Source organism: Salmonella sp. SJTUF15581 (assembly GCF_043356775.1).
GTDB classification, from domain to species: domain Bacteria; phylum Pseudomonadota; class Gammaproteobacteria; order Enterobacterales; family Enterobacteriaceae; genus Salmonella; species Salmonella enterica.
This window is the reverse complement of record NZ_JBEUJY010000007.1, coordinates 33,917-55,839: the sequence shown is the minus strand read 5'-3', so window position 1 is coordinate 55,839 and position 21,923 is coordinate 33,917. Positions and strand designations below refer to the sequence as shown.

23 protein-coding genes are annotated in these 21,923 nt (G+C 54.1%); 13 read left to right on the top strand and 10 right to left on the bottom strand.

Annotated elements, in window-relative coordinates:
- Window positions 1–81 precede the first annotated feature (81 nt).
- From ABVN36_RS13885 to cysM, 7 genes are all read left to right on the top strand, one after another.
- Entirely contained in the window at window positions 82–981 is a 900-nt protein-coding gene (locus tag ABVN36_RS13885) for a Dyp-type peroxidase (protein ID WP_023138810.1), read from the top strand.
- A 247-nt stretch (window positions 982–1,228) separates the two neighbouring features.
- Window positions 1,229–2,020, top strand: a complete 792-nt coding sequence (gene ucpA / locus ABVN36_RS13880; RefSeq protein ID WP_000517460.1) for an SDR family oxidoreductase UcpA — start codon at window positions 1,229–1,231, stop codon at window positions 2,018–2,020.
- A gap of 157 nt (window positions 2,021–2,177) precedes the next feature.
- Entirely contained in the window at window positions 2,178–3,194 is a 1,017-nt protein-coding gene (gene cysP, locus ABVN36_RS13875) for a thiosulfate/sulfate ABC transporter substrate-binding protein CysP (protein WP_000290273.1), read from the top strand.
- A complete protein-coding gene (gene cysT / locus ABVN36_RS13870; RefSeq protein ID WP_000881746.1) occupies window positions 3,194–4,027 on the top strand; it encodes a sulfate/thiosulfate ABC transporter permease CysT in 834 nt (277 codons plus the stop codon). Before cysP ends, cysT begins: the two co-directional genes overlap by 1 nt.
- Window positions 4,027–4,902, top strand: coding sequence for a sulfate/thiosulfate ABC transporter permease CysW (cysW, locus tag ABVN36_RS13865; protein WP_000852705.1), 876 nt, complete (start codon window positions 4,027–4,029; stop codon window positions 4,900–4,902). Before cysT ends, cysW begins: the two co-directional genes overlap by 1 nt.
- Window positions 4,892–5,989 carry a sulfate/thiosulfate ABC transporter ATP-binding protein CysA gene (gene cysA, locus ABVN36_RS13860; protein ID WP_000021076.1) on the top strand — a complete coding sequence of 366 codons (1,098 nt, stop codon included), beginning with the start codon at window positions 4,892–4,894 and terminating at the stop codon, window positions 5,987–5,989. The genes cysW and cysA overlap by 11 nt, the downstream gene beginning before the upstream one ends.
- A 67-nt stretch (window positions 5,990–6,056) precedes the next feature.
- Window positions 6,057–6,968 carry a cysteine synthase CysM gene (gene cysM, locus ABVN36_RS13855; RefSeq protein WP_001093886.1) on the top strand — a complete coding sequence of 304 codons (912 nt, stop codon included), beginning with the start codon at window positions 6,057–6,059 and terminating at the stop codon, window positions 6,966–6,968.
- A 130-nt stretch (window positions 6,969–7,098) separates the two neighbouring features.
- Here the strand turns inward: cysM and ABVN36_RS13850 are convergent, their stop codons facing one another.
- From ABVN36_RS13850 to ptsJ, 4 genes are read right to left on the bottom strand one after another with little or no spacing between them, the layout of a single operon-like run.
- On the bottom strand, window positions 7,099–7,638 hold the full coding sequence (locus tag ABVN36_RS13850) for a transglycosylase domain-containing protein (RefSeq protein WP_001119686.1): 540 nt from the start codon (window positions 7,636–7,638) through the stop codon (window positions 7,099–7,101).
- Between the two features lie 12 nt (window positions 7,639–7,650).
- Window positions 7,651–8,031, bottom strand: coding sequence for a YfeK family protein (locus tag ABVN36_RS13845; protein ID WP_000710729.1), 381 nt, complete (start codon window positions 8,029–8,031; stop codon window positions 7,651–7,653).
- Window positions 8,032–8,089: 58 nt separating this feature from the next.
- Window positions 8,090–8,809 (bottom strand): type 1 glutamine amidotransferase, encoded by a 720-nt coding sequence (locus tag ABVN36_RS13840; RefSeq protein ID WP_023138811.1) that lies wholly within the window; start codon window positions 8,807–8,809, stop codon window positions 8,090–8,092.
- A 14-nt stretch (window positions 8,810–8,823) separates the two neighbouring features.
- The gene (ptsJ, locus tag ABVN36_RS13835) at window positions 8,824–10,116 is read right to left on the bottom strand and encodes a transcriptional regulator PtsJ (protein ID WP_000565113.1); all 1,293 of its coding nucleotides are present in this window, start codon (window positions 10,114–10,116) and stop codon (window positions 8,824–8,826) included.
- Window positions 10,117–10,198: 82 nt separating this feature from the next.
- Here ptsJ and pdxK point away from each other — a divergent pair, with 82 nt between their 5' ends.
- Window positions 10,199–11,065 carry a pyridoxine/pyridoxal/pyridoxamine kinase gene (pdxK, locus tag ABVN36_RS13830; protein WP_023138812.1) on the top strand — a complete coding sequence of 289 codons (867 nt, stop codon included), beginning with the start codon at window positions 10,199–10,201 and terminating at the stop codon, window positions 11,063–11,065.
- The gene (locus ABVN36_RS13825) at window positions 11,062–11,301 is read left to right on the top strand and encodes a hypothetical protein (RefSeq protein ID WP_000844541.1); all 240 of its coding nucleotides are present in this window, start codon (window positions 11,062–11,064) and stop codon (window positions 11,299–11,301) included. Before pdxK ends, ABVN36_RS13825 begins: the two co-directional genes overlap by 4 nt.
- Before the next feature lie 163 nt (window positions 11,302–11,464).
- Here the strand turns inward: ABVN36_RS13825 and crr are convergent, their stop codons facing one another.
- The 5 genes from crr to cysZ form a co-directional block, all read right to left on the bottom strand.
- Window positions 11,465–11,974: a PTS glucose transporter subunit IIA gene (gene crr, locus ABVN36_RS13820; protein ID WP_000522253.1), complete on the bottom strand. Its 510-nt coding sequence runs from the start codon at window positions 11,972–11,974 to the stop codon at window positions 11,465–11,467.
- A 40-nt stretch (window positions 11,975–12,014) separates the two neighbouring features.
- Window positions 12,015–13,742 carry a phosphoenolpyruvate-protein phosphotransferase PtsI gene (gene ptsI, locus ABVN36_RS13815; RefSeq protein ID WP_000623114.1) on the bottom strand — a complete coding sequence of 576 codons (1,728 nt, stop codon included), beginning with the start codon at window positions 13,740–13,742 and terminating at the stop codon, window positions 12,015–12,017.
- Window positions 13,743–13,790: 48 nt separating this feature from the next.
- Window positions 13,791–14,048, bottom strand: a complete 258-nt coding sequence (gene ptsH, locus ABVN36_RS13810; protein ID WP_000487600.1) for a phosphocarrier protein Hpr — start codon at window positions 14,046–14,048, stop codon at window positions 13,791–13,793.
- A 383-nt stretch (window positions 14,049–14,431) separates the two neighbouring features.
- Window positions 14,432–15,403, bottom strand: coding sequence for a cysteine synthase A (gene cysK / locus ABVN36_RS13805; protein ID WP_000036904.1), 972 nt, complete (start codon window positions 15,401–15,403; stop codon window positions 14,432–14,434).
- 163 nt (window positions 15,404–15,566) lie between these two features.
- Window positions 15,567–16,328, bottom strand: coding sequence for a sulfate transporter CysZ (cysZ, locus tag ABVN36_RS13800; protein ID WP_023138813.1), 762 nt, complete (start codon window positions 16,326–16,328; stop codon window positions 15,567–15,569).
- A 231-nt stretch (window positions 16,329–16,559) separates the two neighbouring features.
- Here cysZ and zipA point away from each other — a divergent pair, with 231 nt between their 5' ends.
- From zipA to ABVN36_RS13785, 3 genes are all read left to right on the top strand, one after another.
- A complete protein-coding gene (gene zipA, locus ABVN36_RS13795; protein WP_000983131.1) occupies window positions 16,560–17,546 on the top strand; it encodes a cell division protein ZipA in 987 nt (328 codons plus the stop codon).
- Window positions 17,547–17,617: 71 nt separating this feature from the next.
- Window positions 17,618–19,633, top strand: coding sequence for an NAD-dependent DNA ligase LigA (ligA, locus tag ABVN36_RS13790; RefSeq protein ID WP_023138814.1), 2,016 nt, complete (start codon window positions 17,618–17,620; stop codon window positions 19,631–19,633).
- A 1-nt stretch (window position 19,634) separates the two neighbouring features.
- The gene (locus ABVN36_RS13785; protein ID WP_001519708.1) at window positions 19,635–19,853 is read left to right on the top strand and encodes a DUF3820 family protein; all 219 of its coding nucleotides are present in this window, start codon (window positions 19,635–19,637) and stop codon (window positions 19,851–19,853) included.
- Here the strand turns inward: ABVN36_RS13785 and ABVN36_RS13780 are convergent.
- Window positions 19,850–20,848 carry a bile acid:sodium symporter family protein gene (locus ABVN36_RS13780; protein WP_000765569.1) on the bottom strand — a complete coding sequence of 333 codons (999 nt, stop codon included), beginning with the start codon at window positions 20,846–20,848 and terminating at the stop codon, window positions 19,850–19,852. The genes ABVN36_RS13785 and ABVN36_RS13780 overlap by 4 nt on opposite strands.
- 89 nt (window positions 20,849–20,937) lie before the next feature.
- Between ABVN36_RS13780 and ABVN36_RS13775 the strand changes: the two genes are divergently transcribed.
- Entirely contained in the window at window positions 20,938–21,864 is a 927-nt protein-coding gene (locus ABVN36_RS13775) for a LysR family transcriptional regulator (RefSeq protein ID WP_001109837.1), read from the top strand.
- Window positions 21,865–21,923: the final 59 nt, after the last annotated feature.

The window sequence follows — 21,923 nt, the reverse complement described above, 5'->3', positions numbered from 1 at the left end:
AAACCGCTTCGCTTAAAAACAAGGTAAAATAGCCTCCATTAATGCCACGACTGCGTGGCATTCTCATTTTCAGGAGGAATCATGTCTCAGGTTCAAAGTGGCATTTTGCCGGAACATTGCCGTGCGGCAATTTGGATTGAAGCCAATGTGAAAGGCGACCTGGACGCCCTGCGCGCGGCCAGCAGAACATTTGCCGATAAACTGGCGACCTTCGAAGTCAAATTTCCGGACGCCCATCTTGGGGCCGTTGTGGCGTTTGGCAACAACACCTGGCGCGCCCTGAGCGGCGGCGTCGGGGCGGAAGAACTGAAAGATTTTATTCCTTATGGTAAAGGGCTGGCGTCGGCCACGCAGTATGACGTGCTGATCCATATCCTTTCCCTGCGCCACGATGTGAATTTTTCTGTTGCCCAGGCGGCGATGGAAGCCTTCGGCGACTGTATCGATGTGAAAGAAGAAGTTCACGGCTTCCGTTGGGTGGAAGAACGCGATCTGAGCGGCTTTGTCGACGGGACAGAGAACCCGGCAGGCGAAGAGACGCGCCGTGAAGTGGCGGTGATCAAAGATGGCGTGGATGCTGGCGGCAGTTATGTGTTCGTGCAGCGTTGGGAGCACAATCTCAAGCAACTTAACCGGATGAATATTCACGATCAGGAGATGATGATCGGGCGTACCAAAGAAGCCAATGAAGAGATTGACGGCGATGCGCGTCCGGCAACGTCTCACCTGAGCCGCGTCGATCTCAAAGAAGATGGCAAAGGGCTGAAGATTGTGCGCCAGAGCCTGCCATACGGCACCGCCAGTGGTACTCATGGTCTCTATTTCTGCGCTTACTGCGCACGCCTGCACAATATCGAACAGCAGCTTCTGAGTATGTTCGGCGATACCGACGGTAAACGCGACGCAATGCTGCGCTTCACCAAACCGGTGACTGGCGGCTACTATTTTGCGCCGTCGCTGGATCGCCTGTTAGCGCTATAAGGTAAAACCCTGTCGGATGGCAGCGCAAATGCTTTATTCGACCTACGATTGGTAGGACTGATAAGCGCAGCGCCATCAGGCAGAACAGCATGAAACAGCATGAAAATGCCCATCCCCGCCTCCGCGGGGATTTTTTTACCTAATATTTACCTGAATTAGTGAGCTATTCCTCAGCGCTTATTTGTTATTACTGTATTTTCAGTGTTAATGGAGTGTAAGACTCCATATTCAAAAGGAGACATTGAAAATGGGTAAACTCACGGGCAAGACAGCATTGATTACGGGCGCATCGCAGGGCATTGGCGAAGGGATCGCTCGCGTATTCGCACGCCACGGCGCGAACTTAATCTTGCTGGATATCTCCGATGAGATTGAAAAGCTGGCGGATGAGCTGGGCGGGCGCGGACATCGCTGTACTGCCGTTAAGGCTGACGTCAGAGATTTTGCTTCGGTGCAGGCGGCGGTTGCGCGCGCCAAAGAGACTGAAGGTAGAATTGATATTTTGGTGAATAACGCTGGCGTGTGCCGTCTGGGCAACTTCCTCGATATGAGTGAAGAAGATCGCGATTTCCACATTGATATTAATATTAAAGGTGTCTGGAACGTCACCAAAGCCGTCCTGCCGGAGATGATCAAACGTAAAGATGGCCGCATTGTGATGATGTCTTCCGTCACGGGAGATATGGTGGCGGACCCGGGTGAAACGGCCTATGCGCTGTCAAAAGCCGCCATTGTCGGTTTAACCAAATCGCTGGCGGTAGAGTACGCGCAGTCCGGTATTCGCGTGAATGCCATTTGCCCCGGTTATGTAAGAACGCCGATGGCGGAAAGCATTGCCCGTCAGTCTAACCCTGACGATCCGGAATCGGTATTAACGGAAATGGCAAAAGCCATTCCGCTACGCCGTCTTGCCGATCCGCTGGAAGTAGGGGAACTGGCGGCATTTCTGGCTTCCGATGAGTCCAGCTATCTTACCGGAACGCAAAACGTCATTGATGGCGGCAGTACCCTGCCTGAAAGCGTAAGCGTAGGCGTCTGATTGATGCCGGTCTCCTCCCCGCGCCGCGTGGGGAGGGATTCTCTTATTCCCTTTTCAACTTTCAAATCATCAAACGGTATATAAAACCGTTACTCCTTTAGCGCTGGTTATAAATATGATGACCATAAGAAAGTCATTAAATTTATAAGGGTGCGCAATGGCCGTTAACTTACTGAAAAAGAGACCCCTGACGCTGGCAGCAATGCTGTTACTGGCAGGGCAGGCGCAGGCAACGGAGCTGCTGAACAGCTCATACGATGTCTCCCGCGAGCTGTTTGCCGCCCTTAACCCGCCGTTTGAGCAACAATGGGCGAAGGATAACGGCGGCGATAAGCTGACGATTAAGCAGTCTCATGCCGGGTCATCAAAACAGGCGCTGGCGATTTTGCAGGGACTGAAGGCAGACGTCGTGACCTACAATCAGGTGACCGACGTACAGATTCTCCATGATAAAGGCAAACTGATCCCTGCCGACTGGCAAAGCCGTCTGCCGAACAACAGTTCGCCATTCTATTCCACGATGGGCTTCCTGGTGCGCAAGGGGAACCCGAAAAATATTCACGACTGGAGCGATCTTGTACGTTCCGACGTGAAGCTGATTTTCCCTAACCCAAAAACCTCCGGCAACGCCCGTTACACGTATCTGGCGGCATGGGGCGCAGCGGATAACGCGGACGGCGGCGATAAAGCCAAAACCGAACAGTTTATGACCCAGTTCCTGAAAAACGTCGAAGTGTTTGATACCGGCGGTCGCGGCGCTACGACTACCTTTGCCGAGCGTGGTCTGGGCGATGTGCTGATTAGTTTTGAATCGGAAGTGAACAACATCCGCAAACAATATGAAGCCCAGGGATTTGAAGTGGTGATCCCGAAAACGAACATTCTTGCTGAATTCCCGGTTGCCTGGGTGGATAAAAACGTGCAGGCCAACGGCACAGAAAAAGCCGCCAAAGCTTACCTGAACTGGCTGTATAGCCCGCAGGCGCAGACCATCATTACCCATTACTACTACCGCGTGAATAACCCGGAAATCATGGGCAAGCAAGCAGATAAATTCCCGCAGACCGAACTGTTCCGCGTGGAAGACAAGTTTGGTTCCTGGCCTGAGGTGATGAAAACGCACTTTGCCAGCGGCGGCGAGCTGGACAAACTGTTGGCGGCGGGGCGTAAGTAATGCTTGCCGTTTCTTCCCGACGCGTGCTGCCCGGCTTTACGTTAAGCCTCGGCACCAGTTTGCTGTTTGTCTGCCTGATCCTGCTGTTGCCGTTGAGCGCGCTGGTGATGCAGCTCTCACAGATGAGCTGGTCGCAATACTGGGATGTCGTGACCAACCCACAGGTGGTGGCTGCTTATAAAGTGACGCTGCTGGCGGCATTTGTGGCGTCGATTTTTAATGGCGTGTTTGGCCTGCTGATGGCGTGGATTTTAACCCGCTACCGTTTTCCAGGGCGCACGTTACTGGATGCGCTGATGGATCTGCCGTTTGCGCTGCCGACAGCGGTAGCGGGTCTGACGCTGGCCTCGCTGTTCTCTGTGAACGGTTTCTACGGTCAGTTTCTTGCGCAGTTTGATATCAAAGTGACCTATACCTGGCTCGGCATTGCGGTGGCGATGGCCTTTACCAGCATTCCATTTGTGGTACGCACCGTCCAGCCGGTACTGGAAGAGCTGGGGCCGGAATATGAAGAAGCGGCACAAACGCTGGGGGCCACCCGCCTGCAAAGTTTTCGCAAAGTCGTGCTGCCTGAGCTGTCGCCTGCGCTGATTGCCGGCGTGGCGCTCTCTTTTACCCGTAGCCTGGGCGAGTTTGGCGCGGTGATTTTTATCGCCGGCAATATCGCCTGGAAAACAGAAGTGACCTCGCTGATGATTTTTGTGCGTTTGCAGGAGTTTGATTACCCAGCTGCCAGCGCTATTGCCTCGGTGATCCTTGCGGCATCACTGCTGCTGCTGTTCTCAATTAACACTCTGCAAAGTCGCTTTGGTCGACGTGTGGTAGGTCATTAATGGCGGAAGTGACTCAATTGAAGCGATACGACGTCCCCCGCATTAACTGGGGAAAATGGTTTCTGATTGGCGTCGGGATGCTGGTTTCGGCGTTTATCCTGCTGGTGCCGATGATTTACATCTTCGTGCAAGCGTTCAGCAAAGGGTTAATGCCGGTACTGCAAAATCTGGCCGATCCGGACATGCTGCACGCCATCTGGCTGACGGTGTTGATTGCCTTGATCGCAGTGCCGGTGAATCTGGTGTTCGGTATTCTGCTGGCGTGGCTGGTGACGCGCTTTAACTTCCCCGGACGTCAGCTATTGCTGACCCTGCTGGATATTCCCTTTGCCGTCTCACCGGTGGTGGCCGGTCTGGTCTATCTGCTGTTTTACGGCTCCAACGGCCCGTTGGGCGGCTGGCTGGATGAGCATAATTTGCAAATGATGTTCTCCTGGCCGGGGATGGTACTGGTCACTATTTTTGTCACCTGCCCGTTTGTGGTGCGCGAACTGGTGCCAGTGATGCTCAGTCAGGGCAGTCAGGAAGATGAGGCGGCGATTTTACTGGGCGCATCCGGTTGGCAAATGTTTCGCCGCGTGACGTTGCCGAATATTCGCTGGGCGCTACTTTACGGCGTGGTGTTAACCAACGCCCGCGCGATTGGCGAGTTTGGCGCGGTGTCGGTGGTGTCCGGCTCGATTCGCGGCGAAACGTTATCGCTACCGTTACAGATTGAATTACTGGAGCAGGACTACAACACCGTCGGCTCCTTTACCGCCGCCGCATTGTTGACGCTAATGGCGATTATTACCCTGTTTTTGAAGAGCATGTTGCAATGGCGTCTGGAGAATCAGGAAAAACGCGCGCAACAGGAGGAAAATCATGAGCATTGAGATCGCCAGAATTAAGAAATCGTTTGGTCGTACTCAGGTACTGAATGATATCTCGCTGGATATTCCTTCCGGCCAGATGGTTGCCTTGTTGGGGCCGTCAGGTTCCGGCAAAACGACGCTGCTGCGCATTATTGCCGGGCTGGAACATCAGTCCAGCGGCCATATTCGTTTCCACGGTACGGACGTTAGCCGCCTGCACGCGCGTGAGCGTAAAGTCGGTTTTGTGTTTCAGCACTATGCGCTGTTTCGCCATATGACGGTGTTTGACAACATCGCTTTTGGCCTGACGGTGTTGCCGCGACGCGACCGCCCAACTGCGGCGGCGATTAAAACGAAAGTGACGCAATTGCTGGAGATGGTGCAACTGGCGCACCTCGCGGATCGCTTCCCCGCCCAGCTTTCCGGCGGACAAAAACAGCGCGTGGCGCTGGCGCGCGCGCTTGCCGTAGAACCGCAAATTCTACTGCTGGATGAACCCTTTGGCGCGCTGGATGCCCAGGTACGTAAAGAGTTACGTCGCTGGTTGCGCCAGCTACATGAAGAACTGAAATTCACCAGCGTCTTTGTCACCCACGATCAGGAAGAAGCGACGGAAGTGGCGGATCGGGTGGTGGTGATGAGTCAGGGCAATATCGAACAGGCTGATGCGCCGGATCGAGTGTGGCGTGAACCGGCAACTCGCTTCGTACTGGAGTTTATGGGCGAGGTGAACCGCCTGACAGGCACCGTCCGCGGCGGGCAGTTTCACGTTGGCGCGCATCGCTGGCCGCTGGGTTATACGCCCGCGTACCAGGGGCCGGTCGATCTGTTCCTGCGTCCGTGGGAGGTGGATATTAGCCGCCGCACCAGCCTGGATTCTCCGCTACCAGTACAGGTCATTGAGGCCAGCCCGAAAGGTCACTATACACAGTTAGTGGTACAGCCGCTGGGGTGGTATCACGATCCGCTGACGGTGGTGATGGCGGGTGAGGATGTTCCGGTTCGCGGCGAGCGTTTATTTGTTGGACTGCAAAAAGCGCGTCTGTATAACGGCGACCAGCGTATTGAAACGCGTGAAGAGGAACTTGCTCTGGCGCAATCGGCCTGATAGGTTAATTTGTATAGTTATCGCCCGGTGGCGCTACGCATACCGGGCTTTTTTACGAGCTGAAAACGTGAATACATTAGAACAAACCATCGGCAATACGCCGCTGGTCAAATTACAACGTCTGGGGCCGGATAACGGCAGTGAAATCTGGGTCAAGCTGGAAGGCAATAATCCGGCAGGATCGGTGAAAGATCGCGCGGCGCTATCGATGATTGTCGAGGCGGAAAAGCGCGGGGAAATTAAACCGGGCGATGTCCTGATTGAAGCGACCAGCGGCAACACGGGCATTGCGCTGGCGATGATCGCCGCGCTGAAAGGTTATCGCATGAAGCTGTTGATGCCGGACAACATGAGCCAGGAGCGTCGGGCGGCAATGCGGGCCTATGGCGCGGAACTGATTCTGGTCACTAAAGAGCAGGGAATGGAAGGGGCGCGCGATTTAGCGCTCGCTATGTCTGAACGTGGAGAAGGTAAACTGCTCGATCAGTTTAATAACCCCGATAACCCATATGCGCACTACACCACCACCGGCCCGGAAATCTGGCGGCAAACGTCAGGTCGCATCACCCATTTTGTCTCCAGCATGGGCACCACCGGCACCATTACCGGCGTGTCGCGTTTTCTGCGCGAGCAGGAAAAACCGGTCACCATCGTTGGCCTACAGCCGGAAGAGGGCAGCAGTATTCCGGGCATTCGCCGCTGGCCTGCGGAATATATGCCGGGCATTTTTAACGCCTCGCTGGTAGATGAGGTGCTGGATATTCATCAGAATGATGCCGAAAACACCATGCGTGAACTGGCCGTTCGTGAAGGCATTTTCTGCGGCGTGAGTTCCGGCGGCGCGGTAGCGGGCGCGTTACGCGTCGCACGAGCCACGCCCGGCGCGATAGTGGTGGCGATCATCTGCGATCGCGGCGACCGTTACCTTTCGACCGGCGTGTTTGGTGAAGAGCATTTCAGCCAGGGGGCAGGGATTTAAACTAATGGGTTCAGCTGATTGGGATAAACACAGGCAACGGCGCCTTTGACAGGCGGGAATATCCTGCCGATTTTCTATGTGCGCCAGCGCATTACCGCCGCCTTTTATAATAAAAGCTCGTCTGTTGTTCTTATTGTTGTATTTGTTCCTGGCAAAGCGTCATGTAATGCTTGCTGCTTTCTACCAGCCTGGCTGAACCAGGCCGGTAAAGTGACGGCGCTTTAAACATATAAATCAGTTGTACTTGTTGCTGGCAGGTCATCTCTGTCACTGGTACGTGAAATAACGTTAACGCCGCATTTTTCGTACCGTAAACCGCGTTACCCTGCGAATCCCGGCCATAATACGCTTGCGCCAGCATCATGGCATACAGCTCGTCGTCGCGGTACAGGCTGTCCAACCAGAACACCCAGATCGCGGTCCTGAAATGCCCATCCACGCCGGCTTGGGTATAGAGCAATCTGGCAGTATAAGATTTGGGGTGTATTTTGGCCGTAGCGCGGCGCAAAAAACGCGTCTGCGGCGATTCGGACAACCAGAAAGAGGCGCTCTGTAATGCGGTCTGGGCTATGGGACGAATTTCCAGATAATAGTAAACGATTAACCCTACAGCAAACGCTAACAGAAGCGCGATAACGCCTTTAAAAAACCACAGTAACACGCCTGGCATTATGATTTTTTCTTACTCAACATTCTTATCCGTTTCCGCAATAAGCGCATGTAAATAAGGCTGTGCATTTTCATCCGCTTTACCGGGAATTTTAACGATATAGGGTTTTCCGGTGATGGACGACGACGACGCGACTTTATCGATAAACTGTTCGGCGGTGTCGATACGATTGCGCGTGTTGCCCAGTTTTAAGCGCAGGTGCGATACGGCTTCCTCGCAGTTATGCGCATCACCGTTACGAACGAATGTCAGATCCTTTTTCTGCGCCAGCGCATTCAGCATGGCGTTAATGCGCGCTTCTTCATGGGCGTTGAGTTTGGCCCAGGCGGGTAGGGTCAGCAGGAGCGCAACGACGGCGCAGACAATTTTCTTCATGGTAAAATCCTTTTTCATGCGATAATCACTGCACCTCAGACCGTTAGCCGGGTAATAAGTTGCACTCCTGGTGTGGTTATTTCTGTGAGTGCGCCAGCGTGAGTTCATCCAGAAAACGCCACAGCTTTTCATTCATCTGCTGGTAATCCCATGCGCGCATCTCGGCAACCGAGCGGATAAAACGCTTCCCTTGCGCGTCGGCCAGCTCCTGCTGCGAATGTTGGATTAATCCTTCAACCGCCTCAGCGGTAAATTCCATATGACACTGGAAGCCGTAGACAAAATTGCCGTACTGCACTATCTGACGTGGACAGCCTTCGCTTTCGGCCAGCACGGTCGCCTGATCGGTGAGTCCTGGCATATCGTTGTGCCAGTGGCCGACGGTTAACGGGGAGCCAAAGTGGGTGATAAGCGGATGCCGCAGACCGGCTTCAGTGAGCGTAATAGGGTAGTGACCAATCTCTTTTTCCGGACTTTGGCACACAGCGGCGCCCAGCGCCTCGCCAATGAGCTGCGAACCAAGACAAATGCCGATAACCATTCGCCGGGCCGTAATCGCCTGATTAATTAAGTGCTGTTCGGCGCGAGAGTCAAAGTACGGGCACTCTTCGCGGGTGGTGCGCGGCGACTGCGGACCGCCAAATACCACGAGCATATCGAACTCATCGGCATTGGGCGGTAGCGCTTCTCCGGCATAGACGCGCGACCATGAAATGGTATAACCGCGATCTTCAGCCCATTTCAGATAAGCGCCAGCGGATTCAAACGACTCATGGACAACAAAATGAACTCGCACGTTATTTTCTCCTGTTAGCGATTTAGCGCCTGATGGATATCAGCCGCCAGCGTGTTGATCTCGCTGTCATTTAATGTCGACAGCGTGATACGTAGACCGTGAGACGGCGCGCTTACGCCAAAGGCTTCTCCCTCACGTACCAGCCAGCCGGATTTTGCCAGCGTAAACGCGGTAGCCTGGCTATGGGTGTCCAGCGGGAGCCAGGCATTCACGCCGTCGCCGGGAGAAATGGCGATGCCATATTGCTGTAGGGCGCGGGCCAGTTTTTGTTGCCGGGTGGCGTAAAACAGCCGCGTTTGCGCCAGCCTGTGCTGATACTCAGGGTCGGTCAGGCAGGCGTAGACCAGATCCTGTAACAGATGGCTGACCCACTGACTACCGGCATTTAGCCGCAGCCGAAGTTTTGCCGAGGTCGCGCTGTCGCTGGCGACAATAGCAAGACGTAAATCGGGGCCGAGGGCTTTGGAAACGGAGCGTATCACCGCCCAGTGTTGCGTTGTCTGCGCAATAACCGGCTGCCAGGGCGACGAAGAAAGCAGGGCGAAGTGATCGTCAATAATGACCACTACCTGAGGGTAACGCGCCAGTATATTTTGCAGCGCAGCGGCACGGCGAGCGCTCAGGCTACAGCCGGTAGGGTTGTGCGCGCGCGGCGTTAAGATCACTGCCCGCGCGCCCTGGTTTAGCGCCTGTTCCAGCTTTTCAGGCTGCATTCCTTCGCTATCCACACTGACCGGGCTGGCGCTAAAACCGGCATAGCGCAGCATATTGATACTGCTTAAAAAACAGGGATCTTCCACCGCGACGCTGTCGCCCGGCAGCAGATGCGCGCAAAGCAGTCTTTCGATAGCGTCGATAGCTCCGCTGGTGATATCAATTTCACCTGCGACGGGGGTGGCATCCCGTAGCCAGCGCGCCGCCCAGGCGTGTAGTTCAGGGGAAACGGGCGCATCGCCGTAGAGATGCGGCGTGCGGCTGAGACGGGCAAAATAACGGCTAAGGTCAGGCAGACGCTGCGGATCGGGATTGCCGCCGGAAAGGTCGTGCAGAGGCGTATGTGGATCGCCGCCTTCCAGCGCTACGGGAGACGGACTGCCTTTAATCACCGTCCCATTGCGGCCTAAACTTTGCGCCAGTCCCGCCGTTATCAGCCGTTTATACGCCGCTGCGACGGTATTGCGGTTCACCTTTAATTCGCTTGCCAGCTCCCGTACCGGCGGGAGCGAATCCTCCGCCCGTAACGTGCCGGCGATAATGTGTTGACGGATACTGTCAAAAATTTCGTTAGCGGTTTTTCCGTCGATCATTATTGACCTATGACAAAATGAATTTTAGCATATGACAATGATAATGAGGCGGTAGCCTGCTGTCCAGCGAGAGGAAAATTTTATGGGACAAGAGAGTGATATTCAGTCAGTGCTCTTCGACGACAACCATCGGGCATTACAGACCGATATCGTCGCCGTCCAGTCACAGGTCGTGTACGGCAGCGTAGGCAACAGTATCGCTGTTCCGGCCATTAAAGCGCAGGGACTACGCGTGACGGCGGTCCCGACGGTGCTATTCAGCAATACGCCGCACTATAAAACCTTTTATGGCGACATTATTCCCGCCGAGTGGTTTGCAGGCTACCTTACGGCGTTGAATGAGCGCGATGCGCTACGTGAATTAAAAGCGATTACCACCGGTTACATGGGCAGCGCAGACCAAATTGTCTTGCTTTCGAAGTGGCTAATGGCGATCCGGGCTTCGCATCCGGAGGTGTGTATTCTTGTCGATCCGGTCATTGGCGATACCGACAGTGGAATGTATGTGCAGGCGGAAATTCCGCAGGCTTATCGCACACATTTGTTGCCGCAGGCGCAGGGGCTAACGCCGAACGTATTTGAGCTGGAGATGCTGAGTGGTAAACCGTGCCGCACGCTGGAAGAGGCGGTGGCGGCGGCGCAATCGCTGCTTTCCGATACGCTGAAATGGGTGGTTATCACCAGCGCGCCGGGCGAATCTTTGGAGACCATAACGGTTGCGGTCGTTACTGCGCAGGTCGTGGAGGTCTTTGCCCATCCGCGGGTGGCGACGGAATTAAAAGGGACGGGAGATCTCTTCTGCGCCGAGCTGGTCAGCGGTGTTGTGCAGGGGAAAAAACTGACGACCGCGGCAAAAGATGCGGCGCAGCGCGTGCTGGAGGTGATGACCTGGACACAGCAGTGTGGCTGTGATGAGTTAATTCTGCCGCCGGCAGGGGAGGCGCGATGAAGAGTTATCGGCTGGTGGTTCGCCAGCAGGGACGTATCGTGGGGCATTTTGAAACGAGCGGGCTGGACGCGCTGGAAGATATCTGCGTGGCGCGGGCGATGTTTGGCATCACTGGCGGCTATCAGTGCGAGTTGCAAGTGTCCGATTCCGAACGCAGGATGCTGGAGAGTGGCCCGGATGGGATGAAGATCCTGATGCGCGAGAAGTGCTTTCGCCCGGTGACCTCGCAGTTGTAACCCGTGGATTGGCGCTGAAATGTTCGCAACCTTGTAGGCCTGATAAGCGTAGCGCCATCAGGCAGTGCGCCGCACCATCGCCGGATGGCGGCGCAAGTGCCTTATCCGGCCTACAGGCAAAAAAAATGGCGCCCAAAGGCGCCATTCTTCACTGCGGCAAGAATTACTTCTTAATGCGGATAACCGGAGTTTCACCCACGGTCACGCTACCGGACAGTTTGATCAGTTCTTTGATTTCATCCATGTTGGAGATAACAACCGGAGTCAGGGTAGACTTGGCTTTTTCTTCCAGCAACGGCAGATCGAACTCGATGACCGGATCGCCAACTTTCACGCGCTGACCTTCTTCAGCAATACGCTTGAAGCCTTCGCCTTTCAGCTCAACGGTGTCGATACCGAAGTGAACGAACAGCTCAATGCCGCTATCGGATTCGATAGAGAACGCATGGTTGGTTTCAAAGATTTTGCCGATGGTACCGTCAACAGGGGCGACCATTTTGTTACCGGTTGGTTTGATAGCGATGCCATCACCAACGATTTTTTCAGCAAAAACTACATCCGGCACGTCTTCGATGTTGACGATCTCGCCAGAGAGCGGGGCAACAATCTCAATAGTTCCGGTGTCTTTCTTATCATCAGAAACCAGAGATTTTAGTTTATCGAACAAACCCATGATCTTCTCCTAAGCAGTAAATTGGGCCGCATCTCGTGGATTAGCAGATTGTTTTTTCTTCAATGAACTTGTTAACCAGCGTCATTAACTCGTCCGTTGTCGGTTGAGCAAGAGCCTGCTCTGCTAACACCTTCGCATCTTCGAAGTTCGTGTTACGGATAATCTTCTTAATGCGCGGGATAGAAATGGCGCTCATAGAGAATTCGTCCAGACCCATCCCCAGCAACAGAAGTGTAGCACGTTCGTCGCCTGCAAGCTCACCACACATGCCAGTCCATTTACCTTCTGCATGAGAAGCATCAATAACTTGCTTGATCAAGTTCAGTACGGACGGTGACATTGGCTGGTAAAGGTGTGAAATCATATCATTACCACGGTCAACTGCCAGGGTGTACTGCGTTAAATCATTGGTGCCGATACTAAAGAAATCAACTTCTTTGGCTAAATGACGCGCAATTGTCGCCGCAGCCGGTGTTTCCACCATCACGCCAATCTCAATGCTTTCGTCAAATGCTTTACCTTCGTCACGCAGTTCCTGTTTGTAGATTTCAATCTCTTTGCGCAGCGCGCGAACTTCTTCAACAGAGATGATCATCGGGAACATAATGCGCAATTTACCGAAAGCGGAGGCACGCAGAATCGCGCGAACCTGGTCACGCAGGATCTCTTTGCGATCCATGGCGATACGCACGGCGCGCCAGCCCAGGAACGGGTTCTCTTCTTTCGGGAAGTTCATGTACGGCAGCTCTTTGTCGCCGCCAATGTCCATGGTACGGACGATAACCGCCTGCGAGCCGCACGCTTCAGCGACCGCTTTATAGGCGGCAAACTGCTCTTCTTCCGTCGGCAGCGCGTCGCGATCCATGAACAGGAATTCAGTACGATACAGACCAACGCCTTCCGCGCCGTTACGCTCAGCGCCTTCAACGTCGCGAACGGTACCGATGTTGGCGCAAACTTCAACCTGATGTCCATCCAGCGTGATTGCCGGCAGATCTTTCAGTTTTGCGAGTTCCGCTTTCTCGGTCGCAACCTGCTCCTGGACGGCGCGCAGTTGCTCAATAACATCGTTGGTCGGGTTGACGTAAACCTGGTTGTTTACGGCATCCAGAATCAGATAGTCGCCGTTTTTCACCTGAGCGGTGACGCTACCGGTACCTACGATCGCTGGCAGTTCCAGAGAACGCGCCATGATGGAGGTATGAGACGTGCGTCCGCCCGCGTCGGTGATGAAGCCCAGCACTTTCTGCAGGTTCAGCTGTGCAGTTTCTGACGGCGTCAGGTCAGCGGCAACCAGGATAACTTCTTCCTGAATCGCGCTCAGATCGATAATGGCCAGACCCAGGATGTTGCGCAGCAGGCGCTTACCGATATCACGTACGTCAGCCGCACGCTCTTTCAGGTATTCGTCATCCAGTTCTTCCAGGGCAGTGGCCTGACCTTCGATAACTTCATGTGCGGCTGCGTCAGCCGTCATGTGCTTATCTTTAATCAGGGCTATGATTTCCTGCTCCAGCTCCTCATCTTCGAGCAGCATAATATGCCCTTCAAAGATGGCTTCTTTTTCTTCACCGAACGTTTCACCAGCTTTTGTCTTGATCGCTTCCAGTTGCGCAGATGCCTTGGCACGACCGCTCAGAAAACGTTCAACTTCCTGATCAACCTTGTCGGCAGAAATTTTTTTCCGGTCAATGACGATTTCGTCTTCTTTCAGCAGCAGTGCTTTGCCGAAAGCGATACCCGGGGATGCTAAAATGCCTGAAATCATAACCCTACCTTACTTGTGACTGATTTTTAAAAGAACCCGGAAAAAAACTTACTCGAGTTCCGCCATCAGTTTGACCAGATGTTCAACCGCTTTCTGCTCATCTTCACCTTCTGCGGAGATGGTGACGACGGTGCCTTGAGTCAGGCCCAGAGTCTGCAGTTTAAACAGGCTTTTCGCGCTGGCGCTTTTGCCGTTGGAAGTCACAGTAATCTCAGAAGTGAAGCCTTTTGCTTCTTTAACAAACTGAGCAGCAGGGCGGGTGTGCAGACCGTTCGGAGCGGTAATGGTAACTTCTTGCTGGAACATTGTATTTCCCCAACTTATAGGTTTAGTGTTGTGGAACTAAAGTCTAGCCTGGCGGCTCAACTTTAGCCTGTATTGTTAGCGCCGGCGTAAACGGGACGCGACACAAAAGGTGTTCTACGCAATCCGTTGCTGGCAACTTATGGCCGCTGACGTTTCGCTCGTCATTAAACATTATGCCGCGAAAGGAAGATTTGAACCAAATCATAAAATCGATTCAGCTAACGCTTTTCCTGTAACGATTAATTTCGCGCATCAAAATAATTAGTCTGGTTAAATACCAGTTCCGGCAGGGTGAATCAATGCCAGGTGAGGTGAAAGTTTGAAGCAGGCCACAAAAAAGCACCCAAAAAGGTGCTTTTTTACGCGTTTTTAACATGCTGGCATCACTGTTGCAGTTCTTTCTCAGTAAAGAGATCGGCGAACAACGCGGTGCTCAGATAACGCTCACCTGATGAAGGTAGGATAACCACAATATTCTTATTGGTAAAGCTTTCATCTTCCTGCAGCTTAAGCGCTGCAGCAACCGCGGCACCGGAAGAAATTCCTGCCAGAATACCTTCCTCTTCCATCAGACGGCGCGCGGTAGAAATGGCTTCTTCATTGGTGATGCCAACTACTTTATCAATCAGTTTCAGATCCAGGTTGCCCGGGATGAAGCCTGCGCCGATGCCCTGAATTTTATGCGGGCCTGGTTTGATCTCTTCACCAGCCAGCGCCTGGGCAATAACCGGGGAGTCAGTGGGTTCTACCGCAACGGTGATAAGATCGGTTTTACCCTTCGTCCCTTTGATATAACGCGTGACGCCGGTTAACGTACCGCCAGTGCCGACGCCGGAGATAAACACATCCACCTGACCATCGGTGTCTTCCCAGATTTCCGGGCCGGTGGTTTTTTCATGGATTTCCGGGTTGGCAGGGTTGCTGAACTGCTGGAGCAGGAGATATTTTTGCGGATCGCTGGCGACAATTTCTTCGGCTTTCTGAATAGCGCCTTTCATCCCTTTCGCCCCTTCGGTCAGCACCAGATTCGCGCCTAATGCTTTGAGTAGCTTGCGGCGTTCAATGCTCATGGTTTCCGGCATGGTCAGGGTGAGTTTGTAACCGCGCGCGGCGGCGACATACGCCAGCGCAATACCGGTGTTGCCGCTGGTCGGCTCCACCAGTTCCACGCCAGGTTTCAGTACGCCACGCTTTTCGGCATCCCAAATCATATTGGCGCCGATACGGCACTTGACGCTGAAGCTCGGGTTGCGCGACTCCACCTTCGCCAGAATGCGTCCATTACCGATACGGTTCAGTCGAACCAGCGGCGTATGACCGATAGTCAGCGAGTTATCTTCATAAATCTTACTCATGGCCTGTCCTTAACTGTATGAAATTGGGATACCTTCCCAGCATACCTTCCAGCCAGATATGGGGAAGTAAGGATTTCGCATATCTATATGCTGATGGGAAATAATGGTTATCAGTATGGAATAAGAGACAGCATAAGCCATCTCTTATTTATACATTTTTACGTTATTTCCATAACGCGTGCTTAGCACGCCAGCAATCAACCCACATTGCCGTCGCGCCACAGACGGCGACAGGCATAATGAACAGGTTAAGCACCGGAATCATCGTAAAGAGGCTGGTGAGCGCGCCAAATTGCATATTCGCCACCTTCTGCGTGCGCAACGCGGCGCGCATCGTTTTAAACGGCACTTTGTGGTTATCAAACGGGTAGTCGCAATACTGGATCGCCAGCATCCAGGCGCTGAACAAAAACCACAGCACCGGCGCGATGGTTTGGCCAATGCCAGGAATAAAATAGAAAACCAGCAGCACGATAGCGCGCGGCAGATACCACGCCAGCTTTTGCCATTCACGTTTCATAATGCGCGGTACATCTTTCATGATGCCGAGTATGCCGGTATCTGGCGGCGTTGCGCCGGTTAACCGCGCCTCAAGCTGTTCGGCTAAAAGGCCGTTAAACGGCGCGGCGATCCAGTTGGCGAGGGTAGAGAAAAAATAGCCAAAGACCAGCAGAACAGAGATAACCGCAATCGGCCACAGCAGATAGCTCAGCCATTGCAGCCAGTCCGGCACATGACTCATCAACGAAGGTATCCAGGCGTCAAGCTGGGTAAACAGCCACCAAAATGCGCCGCCCATCAGCACAATGTTGATCAGCAAAGGTAAAATAACAAAGCGGCGGATTCCCGGTAGGGTGACTAACTTCCATCCTTGCGAGAAATAATAGACGCCGCTACGTGGTACGGTTGTGGATGATGAAACCATATTCAGGACATACTCCTTTTTCTTAAAGCCCTGGGTAAACGTGGGATATCTTACCCGGTTATCAGACGGTGGATAGTTCGGAAATGTTCGAAAAAACAGCAAAAAGCACATTTTCCTTCATCTTTATGCTGCGAAAGCCAACAGTACACTTGCACTTGACGTAATCGGCAAATACTCTTAGTGAGTAAATGTTTGCCGTGGTGGCAAGGTGTTAGAACAACAGAGAATATAATGATGCAGGATTTGCGTCTGATATTAATCATTGTTGGCGCGATCGCCATAATCGCTTTACTGGTACATGGTTTCTGGACCAGCCGTAAAGAACGATCTTCTATGTTCCGCGATCGTCCACTAAAACGCATGAAATCGAAACGCGACGACGACTCGTATGACGACGATGTCGAAGAAGACGAAGGCGTGGGTGAAGTTCGTGTTCACCGCGTAAATCATGCCCCCGGCCAGTCGCAGGAGCATGATGCCCCTCGTCAGTCGCCGCAACACCAGTACCAGCCGCCTTATGCGTCTGCGCAACCGCGTCCAGCGGCGCCGCCGCAGCCGCAAGCGCCGATGCAACAGCCGGTTCAGCAACCGGTCCAACCTGCGCCGCAGCCTCAGCAGGTTCAGCCATCTGCGCCGCCGGTACAGCCGCCGCAACAGCAGTCTGCACCGCCGTCGCAAGCGCCGCAGCCTGTTGCGCAGCCCGCGCCGCCGCCATCAGCGCAAACCTTCCAGCCTGCGGAACCTGTGGTTGAGGCGGAACCGGTAGTGGAAGAAGCGCCGGTTGTGGAAAAACCGCAGCGTAAAGAGGCGGTCATCATTATGAACGTCGCGGCCCATCATGGCAGCGAGCTTAATGGTGAAGTGTTACTGAACAGTATTCAGCAGTCAGGCTTTAAATTTGGCGATATGAATATTTTCCATCGTCATTTGAGCCCGGACGGCAGCGGCCCGGCCTTGTTCAGTCTCGCGAATATGGTCAATCCGGGAACGTTCGATCCTGAAATGACGGACTTCACTACGCCTGGCGTCACTATCTTTATGCAGGTACCGTCTTACGGCGATGCGCTGCAGAATTTCAAGCTGATGCTGCAATCCGCGCAGCATATCGCTGATGAGGTCGGTGGCGTCGTGCTGGATGACCAGCGTCGGATGATGACGCCGCAGAAACTGCGCGAATATCAGGACCGCATCCGCGAGGTGATGGACGCTAACGCCTGAGGTTAACGCAGGTGTGACATTTTTAACGTAACCCCCGCCTGTCGGGGGTTTTTTATCATTGATGGTGTGATATGGAACCAATCGAACAACAACTGACAGAACTGCGAACCACGCTTCGCCATCATGAATATCTGTATCATGTGATGGATGCGCCCGAGATTCCCGACGCCGAATATGACCGCCTGATGCGGGAACTGCGAGAGCTGGAGGCGCAACGTCCGGACCTTATCACGCCGGATTCGCCCACGCAGCGCGTTGGCGCGGCGCCGCTGACGGCATTCAACCAGATTCGCCATGAAGTACCGATGCTGTCGCTCGATAACGTATTTGATGAAGAAAGCTTCCTGGCGTTTAACAAGCGAGTGCAGGATCGTCTAAAAAGCACGGAAAATGTTATCTGGTGCTGCGAGCTAAAACTGGATGGCCTGGCGGTCAGCATTCTGTATGAAAACGGCGTGCTGGTGAGCGCTGCGACGCGTGGCGACGGCACCACCGGTGAAGATATCACTTCAAACGTGCGCACGATTCGCGCCATTCCGTTAAAGCTGCACGGCGATAACATTCCGGCGCGTCTTGAAGTTCGCGGAGAGGTATTTTTACCGCAGGCCGGGTTCGAAAAGATCAATGAAGACGCGCGCCGCACTGGCGGCAAAGTGTTTGCTAACCCGCGTAACGCGGCGGCGGGTTCGCTGCGTCAGCTCGATCCGCGTATTACGGCGAAGCGACCGCTAACATTTTTCTGCTACGGCGTCGGTATTCTGGAAGGCGGCGAGTTGCCGGATACGCATCTGGGACGTTTGCTGCAATTTAAAGCGTGGGGGTTACCGGTCAGCGATCGCGTGACGCTGTGCGATTCTCCCCAGGCGGTACTGGATTTTTATCACAACGTCGAAAAAGATCGCCCCACGCTCGGTTTTGATATCGACGGCGTGGTGATTAAGGTCAACTCGCTGGCTTTGCAGGAACAGCTGGGCTTTGTGGCCCGCGCGCCGCGCTGGGCGGTGGCGTTTAAATTTCCTGCTCAGGAGCAGATGACTTTTGTGCGCGACGTTGAGTTTCAGGTAGGGCGTACCGGGGCGATTACGCCGGTGGCGCGTCTGGAACCGGTTCAGGTGGCTGGTGTGCTGGTCAGCAATGCCACGTTGCATAATGCCGATGAAATTGAACGGCTTGGCTTGCGCATTGGCGATAAGGTGGTTATCCGTCGGGCAGGAGATGTGATCCCTCAGGTGGTCAACGTGGTTCTGTCCGAACGCCCTGAAGAGACGCGTCCAATTGTGTTTCCAACGTACTGTCCGGTGTGCGGATCGGACGTAGAGCGCGTCGAAGGCGAAGCCGTTACCCGTTGTACCGGCGGGTTGATTTGCGGCGCGCAGCGTAAAGAGTCGCTAAAACATTTTGTGTCGCGTCGGGCGATGGATGTAGACGGGATGGGCGATAAGATCATCGACCAACTGGTGGAAAGGGAGTATGTCCATACGCCAGCGGATCTGTTCCGTCTGACGGCGGGTAAACTGACCGGCCTGGACCGAATGGGGCCAAAGTCCGCGCAAAATGTTGTAAACGCGCTGGAAAAAGCCAAAGCGACGACCTTTGCGCGTTTTCTCTATGCGCTGGGCATCCGTGAAGTGGGTGAAGCGACGGCGGCGGGGCTGGCGGCTTATTTCGGCACGCTGGAGGCGCTGCAGGCCGCCACGATTGACGAGTTGCAGAAAGTACCTGACGTGGGGATTGTGGTTGCTACGCACGTCTTTAACTTTTTTGCCGAAGAGAGTAATCGTGACGTGATTGGGCAGCTACTGGCGGAAGGGGTGCACTGGCCCGCGCCGGTAGTCATTAATGTGCAAGAGATCGATAGCCCGTTTGCCGGTAAAACCGTGGTACTAACCGGTAGCCTGAGCCAGATGTCCCGCGATGACGCTAAAGCGCGTTTAGTGGCGCTGGGCGCGAAAGTGGCAGGCAGCGTATCGAAGAAAACCGATCTGGTGATTGCCGGTGAAGCGGCGGGTTCCAAACTTGCCAAAGCGCAGGAACTGGGTATTACCGTGATTGATGAAGCGGAAATGATCCGCTTACTGGGTGCCTGAGATGGAAAAAGAGCAGCTGGTTGAAATCGCCAACACCGTGATGCCGTTCGGCAAATATCAGGGACGTCGATTGATCGACCTTCCGGAAGAGTATTTGCTGTGGTTTGCCCGTAAAGATCAGTTTCCGGCGGGTAAACTGGGGGAGTTGATGCAAATCACGCTGCTGATTAAAACCGAGGGGCTGACGCAACTGGTGCAGCCCCTGAAACGCCCGCTTTAAGCTTTCGCGGCGCGGCTTTCCTGCTGCGCCTGTAACTTCTCGGTCTGGCGTTTGTAGCGCCGCGCCAGCCCTGCGCAGACCATCAGTTGGATCTGGTGGAAGATCATCAGCGGTAATACCATCATACCCAGCACTGACGTCGGAAACAGAATATTGGCCATCGGGATCCCGTTGGCCAGGCTTTTTTTCGAACCGCAGAAAACAATAGTGATTTCGTCGGCTTTATTGAAGCCGCATTTACGGGCGACAAAGACGTTAATGGCGATGACGATCGCCAACAGTATGAGGCTGACCACGACGATAAACAGCAGCGATCCCCAGCCGACTTTGTGCCAGATGCCGTTGACCACCGCTTCGCTGAACGCCGAGTAGACCACCAGCAGAATAGAGGTCTGATCCGTTTTCGCGATCCACTTTTTGTTGCGCGCGACCCAGTTGCCGATCCACGGGCGAGACAGGTGTCCCAGCACAAAAGGCAGCAGCAGTTGCAGCATAATTTTGCCCACCTCTTCCAGACTGCCCTGCGCGCCATGAATATTCATTACCAGACCGACCAGCAGCGGCGACAGGAAAATGCCCAGCAGACTGGACGCAGACGCTGAGCACACCGCGGCCGCGACGTTACCGCCCGCGAGTGAAGTAAACGCAATCGCAGACTGCACGGTGGCGGGCAAAATGCACAGATACAGAAAGCCACTGTAGAGCATAGGGTCGACATTGACAGGCGCCCACCAGGCAAACAGTACGCCGAGGACAGGAAAGAGCACAAAAGTGCTGCACATGACCCACAGATGCAACCGCCAGTGGCTGCCGCCAGCGATGATCGCTTCACGCGAAAGCTTCGCGCCATGCATAAAAAACAGCAGAGCGATGGCCGCTGTCGTAATGCCTTCAACGACAGGCACAAAGCCGCCTTCCGCCGGGAAAAAAGAGGCCAGTAGTACCACGGTGATAAGTGTCAGCGTGAAAGGGTCAAGGATACGAAAAAGTTTCATAAAAACTCCTGAAAGTCGGTGCAGCTATTTTGCGTTTTTCGCTTTGAGAAATAAAATTGATTTATTGCATCTATATATGAATCTAGTCGATGAACTATTCACTGCGTCAACTGCGTATTTTTATTACCGTCGCCCAGGCCAAAAGTTTCAGTCGGGCAGGGGACTGGATTGGACTGAGCCAGTCTGCGGTCAGTCATAGCGTAAAAGAGCTGGAGCGGCAAACCGGCGTCAGACTGCTGGATCGCACTACGCGTGAGGTGGTGCTGACCGAGGCGGGGCAACAACTGGCGACGCGTCTGGAGCGGGTGCTTGATGAACTGAACAGCATACTGCGCGATGCAGGCAGAGTAGGGACACAATTAACCGGCACCGTGCGCGTTGCCGCGAGCCAAACCATTTCTGCGCATCTTATTCCGCAATGCATTGCCCAAAGTAATTCACTTTATCCCGCTATTGATTTTGTATTGCACGATCGTCCGCAGCAGTGGGTGCTGGAGAGCATCCGCCAGGGAGAAGTGGATTTTGGCATCGTTATCGATCCCGGCGCAGCGGTGGATTTACAGTGTGAAGCCATCTTATCAGAGCCTTTTTTACTGTTGTGTCGCCAGGATCATCCGCTGGCGCATCAGGAATGGGTAAGCTGGCAGGATCTTAAACAGGCGTCGCTGGTCTTACAGGATTACGCTTCCGGTAGCCGACCGCTGATTGATGCGGCGCTGGCCCATTTTGCTATTGAGGCGGATATCGTGCAGGAGATTGGTCACCCGGCCACGCTGTTTCCAATGGTGGAAGCGGGAATCGGCATCAGCGTGCTGCCCGCGCTGGCGTTACCGCTCCCGCAGGGCAGCCACTTACAGGTTAAACGGCTGACGCCCGTAGTTGAAAGGCAGCTCATGCTGGCGCGGCGAAAAAACCGATCGCTCTCCACGGCGGCGCAGGCGTTGTGGGACGTGGTGCGTACTCAGGCCAGCGAATTAACCGCCGCGAGGGCGAAAGATCCGCTGTATCAGCTATAAATATCTATCTGTCCGTGTGTGAGGTGCGGTCTTGCCCTGCCATTTTTGACAGGGCAGTG